Raw genomic sequence first — 15,295 nt, 5'->3', positions numbered from 1 at the left:
CTCCCCGATCCGAGCGGGCCGCGCCGACCTTCGTCCCCGTCCGGCGCGCCTCGCCGGCGGGTGGATCGCTCATCCGCCCGCGGGTGCGTCTCCGGGCGCCCGGTGCTGCGCGACGAGCGTGCGGGTGAGCTCCACCGCGGCGAGCACCGCGCCGACCGGAGGTTCGTCGTCGCCACGGTCCCGGTAGGAGGCACGGGCGAAGAGGCCGTCGAGGATCAGCGCGATCTGCTCGGCGAGAACCGCGCCGCCGGCCGGACCGGCCAGCTCCCTCGCCAGCCGTTCGACGACCGCGCGGGACTCCCCCAGCGTCCGGCGGGCGACGGCAGCCGGGCCCGTCCCGGTGTCCGGCTCGTCGCCCGCGTCCGGGAACTCGACGAGGTAGTTGCGGAAGGGGCAGCCACGGCCGCCGGGGCGCAGGATCCGGTGTCCGGCGTCGGTCACCAGGGCCACGATGCGCTCGCCGGGGTCATCACCCGCAGCCTGCTGGGCTCGCGCGGCGGAGCGCCCCAGGCGGGCCGCCGACCGTCGGAGGTAGGCCTCGACCAGCTCGTCCTTGGTCGCGAAGTGCCCGTACAGGAGGCTCTTCCCGGTGCCGGCCTCGTCGACGATCTGCTTCATCCCGACCGCGCGGATCCCCTGCTCGTAGAACAGCCGTGCCGCGACGTCCAGGATCCGGTCGCGGCCGTCCGGCGCGGCTGTCCGAGCCACGATCCCTCCCCACGCGCACGTGACGGACCATTCGGTCCGCGACAAGACCCGTTGATACCGGAGCCGCGTGGCGCCGTCAATGCAGGTCGGCCAGTAGCTGATCCCACTCCTCCTTGACGAGCGCGACGCCATCAGGTTCTATCGGACCGATCGGTCCGTTATGGGTTCCGGCGCCACTCGCCCCGGCCCAGCTCCTCGGAAGCCTGTGAGGTCCCCGTGACGTCCCTCGACCACCGGCCCTGCGCCGGTTCCCCGCACCCGTCCGGGCACGGCCCGGACGCACCGTTCCCCCACGACACCCGGGCGTCGTCGTGACCGCGGCGCCGCTGGTCCGGCCGTCGTTCACCGAACTGACCGCGATCCGGCCGGCCGGCGAGGGCCGCTGGCGGGCCGACCTGGATCCCCGGTGGACCATCGGCGGGCGGCCCAACGGCGGCTACCTGCTGGCCGTTGCCGGCCGGGCCGCCGTGGCGGCGTCCGACCGGGCACACACGCTGGCCGCGTCGGCGCAGTACCTGCGGCCTCCGGAGCCGGGACCGGTCGAGCTACGGACCGAGGTCCTGCGGCACGGACGGACCGCGACGCACGTGCGCGTGCAGCTGAGCCAGGACGGCACCGCCTGCGTGGAGTCCCTGCTCGTCACCGGGCGGCTCGAGGCGCCGGGCACCCCGGCCGCGTGGACCGCCCCCGACGCGCCGGTCCCGCCCCCGGCCTCCCCGGACGGCATCCGGGTCCCGCCGGTCACCCCGGACGGCGTGCCCGTGCCGATCATGGACCAGGTCGCGGTGGACCTCGACGCCGGCACGGCCGGGTTCGCGACCGGGACCCCGTCGGGCCGGGGCGAGATCGCCGGCCGGCTCACCCTTCCCGGCGCGGAGCCCTTCGACGACTGCGCGCTGCTCTACGCGGTCGACGCGCTGCCCCCGGCATCGTTGACGGTCGCCGCGACCGGCTGGGTACCCACCGTGTCGATGACCGTCTACGTGCGGGCGCTGCCGGCACCGGGACCGGTGCACGTCCGGTGCAGCTCGTCGCTGATCGACGGCGGCCGGGTCGACGAGGCCTGCTGGATCCACGACAGCTCCGGACGGCTGGTCGCCCACGGCAGCCAGCTCGCCGGCATCCGCTACCCGTGAACCGCGGGCCGGGCGGGACGCGCACGCCCGTCACCTCGGGACGCCCGTCAGCGGCGGCGGTCCTGCTCGTCACCTCCGCCGCCGCGTTCCTGTCCAGCCTCGACCTGTTCATCGTCAACATCGCCTTCCCGGCGATCCGGGCGGACTTCCCCGGATCCGACCTCGGGCAGCTGTCCTGGGTCCTCAACGGCTACACGGTCGTCTTCGCCGCGTTCCTCGCCCTGGCCGGGCGTCTGGCGGACCGGTTCGGCCACCGCAGGCTGTTCCTCTGGGGGCTGGGCGTGTTCACCGCCGCCTCCGCGCTCTGCGCGCTGGCCCGACCGTGTGGACGCTCGTCGCCGCCCGAGCCGTCCAGGCACTCGGCGCCGCCCTGGTGATGCCGACCTCGCTGTCGCTGCTGCTCGCGGCCCACCCGCCACAGCGGCGCTCGCACGCGGTCGGGACCTGGGCCTCGGTCGGCGCCGTCGCCGCGGCACTGGGCCCGCCCCTGGGTGGCCTGCTGGTCGAGCTGTCCTGGCACTGGGTGTTCCTGGTGAACGTCCCGGTCGACGCCACCGCACTGGTGGTCGGGCTCCGCGTGCTGTCCGAACCCGGTACCGCGCGGGTCGGCGTCCCGGACGTGCTCGGGGCCGCCGGGCTCGTCGTGGGGGTCGGCGCCCTGGCGTACGCGCTGGTCCGCGCCCCGGACGACGGCTGGGTGTCGGCCCCGGTCCTGACCGGGGCGGCGGTGGCGATCGTCGGACTCGCCTGGGTGCTCCGGCGCTCCCGCCGGCATCCCGTCCCCGCGCTCGAGCTCGACGTCCTGCAGGTCCCGGTGGTCGCCGCCGCCGCGCTGACCATGGCCGCGTTCGCCACCTCGTTCGCCGGGATGCTGGTCGTCAACGTGCTGTTCCTGACCGGAACCTGGGGCTGGTCCGAGCTCCTGGCCGGGCTCGCCCTTGCTCCCGGCCCGCTCGTGGTCGTGGTCGTCGCCCGGTTCAGCGGCCGGCTGGCGGGCCGGTTCGGCGCCGGACCGGTCGCGCTGACCGGGGCCGCGGCGTTCGCCTCCGGACCGGTCTGGTGGTGGCTGCAGCTGGGCACCACGCAGGACTACTGGGCCGGGGTCCTGCCCGGCCAGCTCATGACCGGGCTCGGCGTCGGGCTCATCCTTCCCACCCTCTCCGCCCTGGTCGGCTCGGCCCTGCCCGCCCGGCAGTGGGGGTCCGGCTCGTCGCTGATCAACACAGCGCGGCAGGGCGGATCGGTCCTGGGGGTCGCGCTCCTCGTCTCGGTGATCGGCACGCACACCACCGGGCACCCCGACGAGCTCGGCGCCCTCCGCGCGGGCTGGCTCCTGCTGGCGATCTCCGCCGTCGTCGCGGCGGGCTTCGCCGCCGTGCTCACGGTCGTCGAACGCCGCAGCACCCGGCCCGTGGCAGCACCCGAACCGGCCACGGAACCGGCGCCCTGACCGCGTCCGGCACCACCTTCTCCTCACATGAAGTTGCGTGTGTGGAGGGCGGACAGCTCGGCCGCCTCGTCGGGCGGGAAGCCGAGCCGGGACAGGCGTTGCCGGCGGCCGTCGTCCATGGCGTGGTGCAGCTCTTGCACCGCTGCGTGGCCGCGGGCGATCGCAGCGGGGGTCCAGGCGCCCGCGGCGAGGACGACGAGCGAGTCGAACACGTCGGCGTTGAGGCCCGCGGTGTCGGCGAGCGCGTCGTGCCTGCGCTCGATCGCCCCGCGCAGCTTGCCGCGCAACGACGGATCGACGCGGCTCTGGTGTTCGAGGTGGGCGACCCCGAACGCGACGTGCCGCGCCTCGTCGACACGGGCGAGCCGGGTGACCTGCGCGGTGACCGGGTCCGGTGCGTGCCGTTCCAGGAACCCGAGGAGCGACAGGAAGCTGCCCTCGCCCAGCACCGAGAGCAGGAACGACGCCAGCGAGAAGTCCGGCTCCGCGAGCAGCGTCGCCAGCGAGGACCGTCCGCCCGCGGACGACGTTCCCATCTGCCCGCCGTGCAGCAGCGCCCGCCGCGTGAAGACCTCCACGTGCCGGGCCTCGTCGGCGGCCTGCACCGCGAGCAGCTGCTGGACCTCCCGGAAATGGGGGTGGACCCGGGCGAGCAACCCGGCGGGGACCACGAGTGCGGCCTGCTCGTTCTCCACGAGGTACGTCATGACCTGCACGACGGCCGCCTCCACATCGGCCGGGACGTCGCGGGCTGCCGTCCAGTCGACGGCGGTGGCCGGGTCCCACTGCGCGGCCGCAGCGTGCGCGTAGAGCCGCGGGGCGAGGTCCGCCCACACGACGTCACGGTCGTCGAGGTCGAACCGGGAGTCCGGCCCGCCCGCCTCCACCAGGGCTCCCCGCGCCGCGAGACCCCAGCGCGCCGGGGGGCGGGCGACGATCCCGTCCGGTCCCGGGCCACCGGCCCGCTCCGCGCCCGCCCACCGGTCGCTCTCGCCGGAGCCACGGACGAGCTCCCAGGTCGCGGAGCGGTCGGGCACGGCCGCGAACCCGTGGCCCTCGCCCCGTGCCCAGGCGCGCAGGTGCACGCCGAGCGCCGGGTCACCGCCGGTGACGGTCACCCGGCCCCCGACCTCCACCGCCCGGAGCGCGCGCCGGACGAGCAGGTGGGCGCCCTGCTCGAACCCCAGGTGTCCGAGGTCGAGCGGGGCACCCGGTCGTGGCTCGTCGATCACGGGACGTACTCCCGCGCGGTGACCGCACCGGCCGGGTCGTAGAACCCGGTCTCGTCGACGGCCCGGGCGAGCGCGCCGAAGCCGGTGGTGCGTCCCGGCACCCACTGCTTGAGGCCTTCGAGGTCGAGCAACGGCCGCACCTGCGGGTCGGCGTAGGTCATCGACTCCAGCAGGCGCACGAACAGGTCGGCCTCGTCCGCGGGTGCCGTGTCCATGATCGCCATCGTGCAGTGGTCGTAGACGCCGGTCTGGCCCAGCACGCGGGTCGACCCGGCGGGGAGCGTGCCCTCCTGGCCGAACAGCAGGTGGTTGCCGTCGATCATGCATGCCGCGTCGACCTCGCCGGCGACGAGCGCGCGTGCCGCGTCCCGTTCGCCGCCGATGTGGTCGCCGTGCAGGCCGACGCCCACGTCGAAGCGCCGTACCCGCAGCTCGTCCACACCGGACCGGCGCAGGAACGACAGCGGGATCAGCGTCGACTGTGGCGAGTCGACGGCTCCCACCCCGACGGTCCGGCCGGTGAGGTCGGCGAGTGACCTCACCGGCGAGTCGGCCCGGACCACGACCACGGAGGTGAGGTCCTGGTCGGTGTCCCGCATGACCGCGGACCGGACCGCGCGTCCCCGCGCGGCGGCGAGCCGCTCGGTGCGCAGCCACGCCAGGGGCGAGTTCCACGCCGCGTGGATGTGGCCCGCGACGAGGTCCTCGACCTGGCGTTCGTAGTGGGAGTACAGGACGTGGTCGAAGTCCAGGCCCTGCCCGCGCAGCCAGGTCCGGAACCCGTCCCAGATGGTGACCACCTTGGGGTCGTAGGCGACCCCGCCCATGACCAGCGTCATCACGCACCCCCGAACAGCGGCAGGCCGAGCGTGGCGCGACCGACGAAGTCGTGCAGCGCCTCGGTGGTCGGTGCCATCACCCGCGCGGCGAGGGCGTCGCGGTAGCGGCGCTCGATACCCAGCTCCTTGCGGAACGCCGCCCCGCCGCAGAGCCGCATCACGCCGTCGGCGACCTCGGCCGCCGCTTCCGCGGCCACCGCCTTGACCTGCAGCACCCGCAGCGTCGCGTCCTCCCGGCCGGAGCCGAGCGCGGCCACGGTGTCGGTCAGGAACGCCCGCGTCTGGTCGACGCGGGTGCGGAGCGCGGCGAACGCGAGCCGGCTGGTGGGCTGCTCGGCCAGGCTCCGGCCGAGATGCTCGAACCGGGCGCTCGTGAGATGCGTGGCGGCCTCCGCGACCAGGGCCTCCATCAGGCCCAGCGAGACCGCGGCGTTGCCCACCAGGAAGGTGGGGAGTGCGGTGCCCAGCGCGACATCCAGACCGGCGCCGTCGTCACCCAGGCGCGCGGACGCGCCGACGACGGCGCCGTCGGCGGACATCGGACGGGACGCGTTGCCGCGCATCCCGAAACCGTCGAATTCCCCGGAGACGGCGACGCCGTCGGTGCCGGCCGGGACCAGCCACAGCGTCATCGGCCCGTCCGCCGCGAGCGGACGGCTCGACCATACGTAGCTGTCGGCCTCCCCGGCCGAGGTCACCCAGCTCTTCGCCGCGTCCAGGCGGACCGTGTCACCGGCCGGGGTCGCGGTGCTCACCGGAGCCCAGAAATGGCTGCGGGAGCCGCGTTCGGAGAACGCCAGCGTGCTCAGGTGGTCACCGGCGGCGACCGCGCACCGGACGTCGTCGGGCCCGTGGGCCTCGATCACCGACACGGCGGCGTAGTGCATGAGCAGGACCATCGCGACCGACGCGTCGGCGCGGGCCACGCTCTCCACGGTCATGACGACGTCGGCGAGCGAGCCGCCGGCGCCGCCGACCTCGGGAGAACTGAGCAGGCCCAGCGTTCCGGCGCGGGCCAGGGCATCGACCTCGGCGCGGGGGAAGGCGCCGGTGCGGTCGACCTCGGCGGCCGACGGCGCGATCGTCTCCTCGATGACGGCGCCGAGTTCCGGCAGGGCAGGGGTCAGGGTTGTTGCGGACATGGAGAAGCTCCTCGACACATCGCGGGGCGACCGCGACGGGGCGGAGAGCTAGCTCGATCCAGAGGTCCCGTCGCGACCGTGTGGGCACCGCCCGACCGGACGGTTGATCAGGAGGACTCAACGACGGTGCAACACGGCGCGGCCCTCCCCTCGGCTGACGGTGGACGACCCGGCGGGCCGGTCGGATCGCGGTCCATCCTTGACGCCCGCACGCCGGAGGACAACCACCGGTGCGGCATCCGCCACGTCCGCCCCACGGGCTCCGGCGCGCCCGCGTATCGCCGTCGCAACCGCCCTGGTCCACCTCGTCCCGCCGCCCGCGAGCCGGCCGGGACGCCCCCGGCACGGCCCGCACGTCGCGAGCCGACACCGCCCGCCGGGCGTCAGTCGCCCCGGCGCCGGATGCTGTCGAGTCCGGCCGCAGCGAGCGGTGCGGTGGCCTCGCCGACCCGGGTGAACCCGTCGCCGCGGGTGTCGCCGCGCAGGTGTCGCTGGTGGATGCCCTCGGCGATGACGGCGATCTTGAAGTAGGCGAGGCCGCGGTGGAAGGCCCAGTCCCGCGGATAACGGCCGGACGTGGCCACGTAGCGGTCGACGAGGTCGTCGGGGCCGGGCACGCGGGGGTCCGTGGAGGCGGCCGCGCCGCCCAGGACCGGCGCGAAGGCGGGGTCGCCGTAGGCGGTGTGCAGGGCGAGGTCGGCCAGCGGGTCGCCGAGGGTGGCCATCTCCCAGTCCACGAGCGCGCGCACCCGGATGGGGTCGGCCGGGTCGAGGATGGCGTTGTCGATCCGGTAGTCGCCGTGCACCACGGCGACGTCGGACTCGGCCGGGCACGACCGGTCGAGGTGGGCGTGCAGCGTGTCGACGTCGGCGAGCTCGCGGGTGCGGACCCGCTGCCACTGCGCGTACCAGCGGTCGACCTGGCGGCGCAGGTAGCCGGTGGGGCGGCCGAGGGCGGCGACCGGTTCGGTGCGGGCGTCGACGGCGTGCAGCGCGGCGAGCGTGTCGACCAGGGCGAAGGCGATGGAACGGACCTGCTGGTCGGAGTAGGGGGCGAGGTCGTCGGCGGTGCGCAGCACGACGCCGTCGACGAACCCGGTCAGCGCGAAGGGGACCCCGAGGACAGTGTCGTCGGCGAGGGCGACCGCCGGGGCGACCGGCACGCCGGAGCCGGCCAGTGCCTGCACGAACCGGAACTCCCGGCCCATGTCGTGGGCACTCGGGGTCAGGGTGCCCAGCGGCGGGCGGCGCAGGATCCACACGTGCTCTCCGTCGGTGACCCGGTAGGTGAGATTGGACCGTCCACCGGAGACCAGCTCGGCGGTGACACCGCCGCGGTAGCCGTCGACGTGGACCCGCAGGAACCGGTCGAGCGCGGTGAGATCGAGACCATCGGGGGTCATCGGGTGGCTCGCCCGGCCACCCGGCGGGCGATCGCCCACCGGTGGGTCTCCGACGGGCCGTCGTAGATCCGGAACGGACGCACCTCGCGCAGGAACCGGCCCAGCAGCACATCGCCGGACACGCCGAGCGATCCGCACAGCTGCAGGGACCGGTCGACCACCCGCCACACGGCCTCGGCGGTGAAGGTCTTGGCCACCGACACCTCCATGCCGGCGCCGTGGCCCTGGTCGAGCTCCCAGCAGGCCTGCAGGATCAGCCCGCGTGCGGCCCGGATGTCGATCTCGTTGTCGGCGAGCATCGCCTGGGCCATGCCGAGGTCGGCCAGCCGGGAACCGAACACCTCGCGCTGCACGGCCCGCGATGCGGCGATGTCCTGGGCGCGGCGGGCGATGCCCAGCCAGCGCATGCAGTGCGTCATCCGGGCGGGCCCGAGCCGGACCTGGGCATACCGGTAGCCCTGGTCGACCTCGCCCAGCACGGCGTCGTCACCGACCCGGCAGCCGACGAACTCGACCTCGAGGTGGCCGCCGTAGAGGGACTCGTCGAGGGTGGGGATGTGCCGGCCGATCCGCATGCCCGGGTTGTCGGCGTCGACCAGGAACATCGTCGCGCCGCCACGCTCACCGGGCACGCCGGCGGTGCGGGCCATCACGATCGCGAACCCGGCACCGTCGGCGCCGGTGATGAACCACTTGCGCCCGTCGATCCGCCAGCCACCGTCGACCCGGGTCGCGGTGGTGGTCAGCGCGTCCGGGTCCGAGCCGGCGCCGGGGGCGGGTTCGGTCATCGCGAAGCAGGAGCGGACCTCGCCCGCGGCAAGCGGTGCGAGGTAGCGCACCTTCTGCTCCTCGGTGGCGATCTGCTCGAGCATGTGGACGTTGCCCTCGTCCGGGGCGGCGATGTTGAGCGCGAGCGGGCCGAGCAGCGAGTAGCCGGCCTCCTCGAACACCACCGCTCGACCGCGCATGTCCAGGCCGTGCCCGCCGAACTCAGCCCCGGCGTGCGGGGCGAACACCCCGGCCGCCCGGGCGCCGTCCTGCAGCTCGCGGCGCACCCGCTCGGAGGGCACGACCCCGTCGTGCTCCTCCTCGACCGGGATCACCTCCTCGCGCACGAAGCGGGCGGTCCGCTCCGCGAGCTCGGCGGCGAGCGGGTCAGGGGTGAAGTCGACGGCCATGTCAGCTCCTCGGATCGTGGCTAATAGCCATTAGCCACTGTCGGTGCAGATCAATGCAAGGGCACGACGCACGGATCACAGTCCTGGCTATAGACTCGTCGACCGTGCGGGAGGCGGAGATCCGGGCGGCCGCGCTGGAACGGTTCGCCCGGCACGGCTACGAGGCGACCACGATGGCCGACATCGGCACGGCCGTCGGCATGCGCGGGCCGAGCCTGTACAAGCACGTCCGCTCCAAACAGGACCTGCTCGCCTCGGTGATCCACGCGACCATGACCGCGCTGCTGCGCGACCACGACGCCGCGGTCTCCGGAGTGGACGACCCCGTGGAACGGCTCCGGCGGGCGGTCGACGCGCACGTCCGCTTCCACGCCCGGCACCGGGTCGAGGCCTTCGTCGGGAACCGCGAGCTGCGCAGCCTGACCGAGCCCGGCCGCTCCGAGATCCTCGGCCTGCGTGCGACCTACCAGCAACGCTTCCACACACTGATCGCCGACGGCGTCCAACGCGGCGCGTTCCGGGTCACCGACCCCCTCCTCGCCTCCTACGCCCTGCTCGACCTCGGCATGGGTGTCGCGGTCTGGTTCCGGGAGGGCTCCGGACCGACCGAGAACGAGGTCGCCTGGGCCCAGGTTGAGTTCGCGCTCCGTCTGGTCGGCGCGGGATGACCCCTGTTCGGCGGCAGGACGGCACGACCGGTCCGTCCCGGCGGTGCCGGCCCCGCCCCGGATCGGGGCGCGACCGGCACCGGGTCCGCGATCAGGCGCGGGTCCGCAGCTCCCGTCGCAGGACCTTGCCGCTCACGGTCTTCGGGATCTCGTCGAGGATCTCGAGCCGCCGCGGGTACTTGTACGCGGCCATCCGTTCCCTGGTGAACGCGATGATCTCCTCCGGGGTCGCGGTGGCCCCGCCCCTGAGGGAGACGAATGCCTTCACCGTCTCCCCCCGGTACTCGTCCGGCACGCCCACCACGGCGGCCTCCCGGACGGCCGGGTGCTCGTAGAGCACGTCCTCGACCTCGCGGGGCCAGATCTTGTAGCCACCGGCGTTGATCTGGTCCTTCTTCCGGTCGACGATGTAGAACCAGCCCTGCTCGTCCATGTAGCCGACATCGCCCGTGTGCAGGGCGCCGCCGGGCAGGGCGTTCGCCGTCTCGTCCGGCTTGTTCCAGTAGCCGGCGACGACCTGCGGGCCCTCGGTGACCAGCTCGCCCACCGTGCCCGGGGGCACCTCGTTGCCGTCCTCGTCCACGATCCGCACGATCGTGTCGTAGATCGGCACGCCGACCGACAGGGCGCCGGAGTCCGGGTCGACCGGGGCCGTGGCGTGGGCCGGGACCGCGTGCGACGGGGAGGTCGTCTCCGTCAGCCCGTAGATGTTGTGGATGTAGTGCCCGAAGGTGTCCCGGAAGGCGTCGACCGTGCTCGGCGGGATCGGTGCCCCGCCCGAGTAGATCTTGGTGAGCGAGGCCAGCTTGGACCTGTCGGCGTTCGGGGCGTTCATCAACGCGATGAACACCGTGATCGACCCGACCGTGAAGGTCGCCTTCTCCGCGTCGACGGTGTCGATGGTCAGTGCCGGGTCGAGCCGGTACATCAGCACCAGTGGCGCCCCGGCGAGCAGCGAGATCGCGATGTGGCCGACCAGGCCGGTGATGTGGAACAGCGGCGCGACGCCGAGGACGACGTCGTCCGGGCCGATGCCGATCCAGTCCCGGTAGCTCTGGGCATTGAAGACCACGTTGCGGTGGGTGGTCATCGCCCCCTTGGGCGGGCCGGTGGTGCCGGAGGTGTACGTCAGGAAGGCCACGTCGTCCGGGCCGAGCGACACCTGGGGCGGGGCGGCGCCCGCGTGCCGGTCGAGCAGCTCGACGAGGTCGAGCGTGCCGGGACACTCGATGCGTTCCACCCCCGGGAAGACGGCAGGCTCGTTGCGGGACTGGAAGTCCAGCTCGGAGGTCGTGATCACCGTGCGCACGGCGGTGCCCGGCACGACCGTCGCCGCCACGTCCCGGTACAGCGCCTGCAGGGCCACCAGCACGGTCGCACCGGAGTCGGTGAGCAGCTCGGTCAGCTCCCGCTCCCGGTTCATCGGATTGATCGACACCGCGATGCCGCCGGCCTTCCAGGCCCCGATCTGGGCGATGACGAACTGCGGGACGTTCTGCATGTAGATGGCGACCCGCTCCCCGGCCGTGAACCCCTCGCCCGCCAGGCCGGCCGCGAACGCGTCGGTGAGCCGGTCGAGTTCGGCGAAGGTGATCCGGCCGTCGAGGTAGCGGATCGCGTCGGTGTCCGGGGTGCGGGCCACCGTCGCCCGGAACATCGCCAGCGCCGTGTCGAACTCGGGCTCGATCCCGGCCGGCTGTCCGGGGTCGTAGCGCGCGAGCCACGGCTTGTCGTCGTAGACGCTCATGGGTCCGTCCTCAGCGGATCACGACGGGGTTCACCGGGGCACCTGTGCCCTCGACGACGTTCAGCGGGGCAGCGGTGTAGAGGAAGTCCCAGCGCCCGTCGGCGGCGCACGCCTCCGCCAACTTGTCCAGCGCGACGATCTCGGTGAGCACCACCCCGAGGTTGCGCATGAGCGCGCAGTGCAGCGGCAGCATCACCCCGGAGACCGGGTCCTTGGTGACCTCGTTGGCGATGGTGTCGGTGACCAGGTTCGGGATCTCCCGATCGGCGAACCACTCGACCAGCTCGCGGGAGTAGGTCAGCCCGGGTTCGACGAAGTCGGCGTAGAATTCCTCGGCCGGAACCGAGTAGAAGTAGGACAGGAACCCGGTGCGGATCAGCAGGATGTCCCGCTGCCCGAGCTCCACGCCCTGGGCCTTGGCGGCCTGCTCCAGGTCGTCGTGGTCGAACGTCTCGCCCTTGTCGAGCCACTGCTTTCCGCGATGGCGGGCCATGTCGATCAGCACGCCGCGGCCGACGACCCCACGCTCGGCGATGGCCTGCACCGAGGCCTTCTTCAGACCGTCGACCGTGGACCGCGCGTCGTAGCCGTTCCAGATCTTGCCGTCGTACCAGACGTGGCCCAGCGCGTCGTACTGCGTCGACCCCTGCAGGAAGATCTCGGCCTTGTCGTCGGCGTAGTGCAGCCCGCCGGGAAACGCGGGCGCACCGTCCTGCCCGTCGTCCCAGGAGGACTCGTCGAGGACGTTGGTGCGGTTGATGCTCTCCCGGCCCGGGAACACCGGGTCACCGTGCGGGTGCCCCATCGGCGCCTGCAACGGGAACACCTCGCCGGACCGGATGTGCTGGGCCCCGCGCAGCACCTGCGCGGCGTCGAGGTAGTTCAGGCACCCGACCTCGTCCTCGGGGCCCCACCTGCCCCAGTTGCTCGGGGCGTCGTCACCGAGGAGCTCTCGCATCGTGGGCGCGTCGGGCATGCCGTCTCCTTCTACGCTGAAGTTCCGATCGAGCACCAGAGCGCTCGCTCGGTAGGTGTTCAGGATGATGCAGAGGAGACGACGTCGCGTCAACCCGACCGTTCCACCTGCCCATCTCCTCGTCTCAGCGGGTCGACGACCAGAGGACGACCCAGCGACACGGGCGGTAATTTCAGCTCAACTGAAAATCTGAGGTCTCGCGGTGCGGGACGAGCCGCATCATGTCCAGGGCCAGACCGGAGTAGCGGCGGGCGAGCTGCGCCGACCCCAGCTCGTCGGCCTCGGCCGACTCCGGGAGCCAGTACGGCAACGCCAGGCACATCGTCGTGATCGCCCTCGTGGTCGTCCGCACGTCCTGCACGGCGAACCGTCCCATCCGGACCGCGCGGGACGCCGCCTCCTCGAGCGCGTCCCGGACACGGCGCTGGACCGCGACCAGCCGGCCACGGTTCGGCTCCTCGACGCTGCGGATCTCCGACAGGACGAGCGAGGCGAGCTCGGCGCGCTCCGCGTGGAAGAGCGTCAGCGCCTCCACCATGAGGGCGAAGCGGTCGACCGGATCGTCCACCTCACGTCCGGCGGCCACGACCCGCCATTCGAGATCCCGCAGTGCCAGGTCGAGCAGCGCCACCAGGATGTGCTGCTTGCTCGGGTAGTGGTGGTAGACCCCGGGGACGCTGATGTCCGCGCCGGTGGCGATGACCCGCATCGTCGCACCGTGGTATCCGGTCTCGTTGAGGACCTCCACCGCCGAGGCGAGCACCGGATCGAGATCGAGCCCGGCGAACGTCCGCCACTCCCCCGGCCCCGTCTCCGGTGCGGGAACGGCCGGGTCCGCGTCGGCGCGATCCTGCGGCTCGAGCAGGCGACCTGCGGGCACACCCAGGCAGTGGGCGATCTGCTGGAGGCGTTCGACCGTGAGCCCGACCTTGTCGTTCTCGATCGCGCTCATCGTCCCGATGCTGACACCCAGGTCCGCGGCCAGCTGACGCAGCGTGACCCCGGCGCGCCGGCGGGCCGCGCGGACCGCAGCTCCCCCTGCCGATGGTTCAGCCACGCTGAACATCATACGGGCCGGTCCGGGCCCGTACACTGCCGATCCGTGGGACCCGTCACCGCCGATCCTCCCGCCCGTCGCAGGTCATGAACGTCTACGACCGCCGTCCCTGGTCGGCGCGGTACCCCCCGCACGTGAGCCGGACCCTGCGTCGCGAGCACGACTCGGTGCTCGCGATGTTCACCGCCGCGGCGAGGTCCGCGCCGGACGCCCCGGCGGTGCACTACTTCGACGCCACGTCCAGCTGGGCGGACATCGACCGGGCCTCGGACGCCGTGGCCGCGCTCCTCCGCGCGCGGGGGTTCGCACCGGGTGACCGGCTCGCCCTCTGCCTGCAGAACGACCCCGCCTTCGTGGTCGGGCTCGTCGCGGCGTGGAAGGCCGGCGGCATCGCGTCGCTGATCAGCCCGATGAGCAAGAAACGCGAGCTCCGGTCCGCCCTGCAGGACCACGCGCCGGCCGCGCTCCTCGCGCTCGACGACCTCTACGAGGACGTGATCCGGGAGGTCCTCGCCGCGGGTGACACCGACGTCCGCACCGTCATCACCTGCTCCCCCCTCGACGGCCGGACACGCACCGACCGACGCCTCTTCGACGGCGCCGCCCGGCGGCGGCCCGCGGACACGCTCGACCTCGACGCGCTCGTCGCCGCGTACTCGGGAACGCCCCTGCCGTACCGTCCGCCCGCCGCCCACGACGTCGCCGTGCTCGCCCCGACGTCGGGCACGACGGGTGAACCCAAGGCGGCGATGCTGACCCACGGCGGTCTCGCGTTCAACGCCCAGACCTACCGCGACTGGACCGGGCTCCGCAGCGGCGAACCGGTCCTCGCGATGGCGCCGGTCTTCCACGTCACCGGCCTCGTCGGCGCCGTGCTCCTCGCCTTCCTCCTCCGCTCTCCCCTGGTCCTCACCCACCGCTTCCACCCCGGTGTCGTGCGCGACGCGGTCCGGGAGCGCAGGCCGTCGTTCGCGGTCGCACCCATCACCGCCTACATCGCGCTCGCCGACGAGCCCGGGACCACCCCCGAGGACCTCCGGTCGCTGCGCCTGCGCTACTCGGGCGGCTCACCGCTGCTCCCCGAGGTGGCCGACCGGCTCGAGGCCGCACTCGGCGGCTACATCCACAACATCTACGGCCAGACCGAGTCGTGCTCACCCACCCACATGGTCCCCCCGGGGGTCCGCGCGCCCGTCCACGCCGACACCGGAACCCTCTCGGTCGGACTCCCCGTGTCCGACACCGCCGTGACCGTCGTCGACGACGACGGCCGCCCGCTCCCGATCGGCGAGATCGGCGAGCTGATCACGTCGGGACCGCAGATCGCACCCGGGTACTGGCGACGCCCGGAGGAGACCGCCACCGTGTTCACCGGGGCCGGCATGCGCACCGGCGACGTGGGCTTCATGGACGAGCACGGCTGGTTCTACGTCGTCGACCGCAGCACCGACCTGATCAACGCCGCCGGGTACAAGATCTGGCCGCACGAGGTCGAGCAGGTTCTCACCACGCACGCGGCCGTGCGCGAGGCCGCCGTCGTCGCGATCCCGGACGACTACCGGGGCCAGTCCACCCGGGCCTACGTCGCCCTCCGGCCGGGGTGCACCGCCACCGAGATCGACCTGATCGACTACTGCCGCCGGCGGATGGCCGCCTACAAGTACCCGCGGGAGGTCGAGATCGTCAACGCCCTGCCGCGCACGGCCACCGGCAAGGTCATGCGCCGGGCCCTCCGTCGCCCCTGACCGGGGACACCCCT

At 73.3% G+C, this 15,295-nt stretch carries 14 protein-coding genes; 5 read left to right on the top strand and 9 right to left on the bottom strand.

What is annotated here, in order from left to right; all coding sequences use genetic code 11:
• Positions 1–69: 69 nt before the first annotated feature.
• Positions 70–708: a TetR/AcrR family transcriptional regulator gene (locus H7X46_RS12465; protein ID WP_370588731.1), complete on the bottom strand. Its 639-nt coding sequence runs from the start codon at positions 706–708 to the stop codon at positions 70–72.
• Between the two features lie 311 nt (positions 709–1,019).
• Here H7X46_RS12465 and H7X46_RS12460 point away from each other — a divergent pair, with 311 nt between their 5' ends.
• From H7X46_RS12460 to H7X46_RS12455, 3 genes are read left to right on the top strand one after another with little or no spacing between them, the layout of a single operon-like run.
• Positions 1,020–1,844, top strand: coding sequence for a thioesterase family protein (locus tag H7X46_RS12460; protein ID WP_370588730.1), 825 nt, complete (start codon positions 1,020–1,022; stop codon positions 1,842–1,844).
• On the top strand, positions 1,841–2,221 hold the full coding sequence (locus H7X46_RS29565) for an MFS transporter (protein ID WP_370588729.1): 381 nt from the start codon (positions 1,841–1,843) through the stop codon (positions 2,219–2,221). The genes H7X46_RS12460 and H7X46_RS29565 overlap by 4 nt, the downstream gene beginning before the upstream one ends.
• Positions 2,167–3,294, top strand: coding sequence for an MFS transporter (locus tag H7X46_RS12455; protein ID WP_370588728.1), 1,128 nt, complete (start codon positions 2,167–2,169; stop codon positions 3,292–3,294). Before H7X46_RS29565 ends, H7X46_RS12455 begins: the two co-directional genes overlap by 55 nt.
• Before the next feature lie 23 nt (positions 3,295–3,317).
• Here H7X46_RS12455 and H7X46_RS12450 read toward each other — a convergent pair whose 3' ends face one another.
• From H7X46_RS12450 to H7X46_RS12430, 5 genes are all read right to left on the bottom strand, one after another.
• Positions 3,318–4,526, bottom strand: coding sequence for a ferritin-like domain-containing protein (locus H7X46_RS12450; protein ID WP_370588727.1), 1,209 nt, complete (start codon positions 4,524–4,526; stop codon positions 3,318–3,320).
• Positions 4,523–5,365, bottom strand: a complete 843-nt coding sequence (locus H7X46_RS12445) for a phosphate/phosphite/phosphonate ABC transporter substrate-binding protein (RefSeq protein ID WP_222131290.1) — start codon at positions 5,363–5,365, stop codon at positions 4,523–4,525. The genes H7X46_RS12450 and H7X46_RS12445 overlap by 4 nt, the downstream gene beginning before the upstream one ends.
• A complete protein-coding gene (locus H7X46_RS12440; RefSeq protein WP_186359559.1) occupies positions 5,365–6,507 on the bottom strand; it encodes an acyl-CoA dehydrogenase family protein in 1,143 nt (380 codons plus the stop codon). Before H7X46_RS12440 ends, H7X46_RS12445 begins: the two co-directional genes overlap by 1 nt.
• 383 nt (positions 6,508–6,890) lie before the next feature.
• Positions 6,891–7,910 (bottom strand): phosphotransferase family protein, encoded by a 1,020-nt coding sequence (locus H7X46_RS12435; protein WP_186359558.1) that lies wholly within the window; start codon positions 7,908–7,910, stop codon positions 6,891–6,893.
• Positions 7,907–9,088 (bottom strand): acyl-CoA dehydrogenase family protein, encoded by a 1,182-nt coding sequence (locus H7X46_RS12430; RefSeq protein ID WP_186359557.1) that lies wholly within the window; start codon positions 9,086–9,088, stop codon positions 7,907–7,909. The genes H7X46_RS12435 and H7X46_RS12430 overlap by 4 nt, the downstream gene beginning before the upstream one ends.
• Positions 9,089–9,192: 104 nt before the next feature.
• Here H7X46_RS12430 and H7X46_RS12425 point away from each other — a divergent pair, with 104 nt between their 5' ends.
• Positions 9,193–9,756 carry a TetR/AcrR family transcriptional regulator gene (locus tag H7X46_RS12425; RefSeq protein WP_370588726.1) on the top strand — a complete coding sequence of 188 codons (564 nt, stop codon included), beginning with the start codon at positions 9,193–9,195 and terminating at the stop codon, positions 9,754–9,756.
• A 91-nt stretch (positions 9,757–9,847) separates the two neighbouring features.
• Here H7X46_RS12425 and H7X46_RS12420 read toward each other — a convergent pair whose 3' ends face one another.
• The 3 genes from H7X46_RS12420 to H7X46_RS12410 all read right to left on the bottom strand — a co-directional run bounded on the left by H7X46_RS12420 (position 9,848) and on the right by H7X46_RS12410 (position 13,536).
• A complete protein-coding gene (locus tag H7X46_RS12420; protein WP_186359555.1) occupies positions 9,848–11,503 on the bottom strand; it encodes a class I adenylate-forming enzyme family protein in 1,656 nt (551 codons plus the stop codon).
• A gap of 10 nt (positions 11,504–11,513) precedes the next feature.
• Positions 11,514–12,479: a cyclase family protein gene (locus tag H7X46_RS12415; protein WP_186359554.1), complete on the bottom strand. Its 966-nt coding sequence runs from the start codon at positions 12,477–12,479 to the stop codon at positions 11,514–11,516.
• A 172-nt stretch (positions 12,480–12,651) separates the two neighbouring features.
• On the bottom strand, positions 12,652–13,536 hold the full coding sequence (locus tag H7X46_RS12410) for a TetR family transcriptional regulator (protein WP_222131289.1): 885 nt from the start codon (positions 13,534–13,536) through the stop codon (positions 12,652–12,654).
• Between the two features lie 134 nt (positions 13,537–13,670).
• Here H7X46_RS12410 and H7X46_RS12405 point away from each other — a divergent pair, with 134 nt between their 5' ends.
• Positions 13,671–15,281, top strand: a complete 1,611-nt coding sequence (locus tag H7X46_RS12405; RefSeq protein ID WP_370588725.1) for a class I adenylate-forming enzyme family protein — start codon at positions 13,671–13,673, stop codon at positions 15,279–15,281.
• The last annotated feature ends 14 nt before the right edge of the window (positions 15,282–15,295 follow it).

The sequence above is a fragment of the Pseudonocardia sp. C8 genome, assembly GCF_014267175.1.
In the GTDB taxonomy this organism is placed as follows: Bacteria; Actinomycetota; Actinomycetes; order Mycobacteriales; family Pseudonocardiaceae; genus Pseudonocardia.
This window is presented reverse-complemented; position numbering and strand designations above follow the sequence as displayed.

What these genes read in the sequence shown, in the direction of transcription:
- H7X46_RS12445 (WP_222131290.1), bottom strand. Translation starts at nt 5,365, where the DNA reads ATGACGCTGGTCATGGGCGGGGTCGCCTACGACCCCAAGGTGGTCACC.
- H7X46_RS12440 (WP_186359559.1), bottom strand. Translation starts at nt 6,507, where the DNA reads ATGTCCGCAACAACCCTGACCCCTGCCCTGCCGGAACTCGGCGCCGTC.
- H7X46_RS12435 (WP_186359558.1), bottom strand. Translation starts at nt 7,910, where the DNA reads ATGACCCCCGATGGTCTCGATCTCACCGCGCTCGACCGGTTCCTGCGG.
- H7X46_RS12430 (WP_186359557.1), bottom strand. Translation starts at nt 9,088, where the DNA reads ATGGCCGTCGACTTCACCCCTGACCCGCTCGCCGCCGAGCTCGCGGAG.
- H7X46_RS12420 (WP_186359555.1), bottom strand. Translation starts at nt 11,503, where the DNA reads ATGAGCGTCTACGACGACAAGCCGTGGCTCGCGCGCTACGACCCCGGA.
- H7X46_RS12415 (WP_186359554.1), bottom strand. Translation starts at nt 12,479, where the DNA reads ATGCCCGACGCGCCCACGATGCGAGAGCTCCTCGGTGACGACGCCCCG.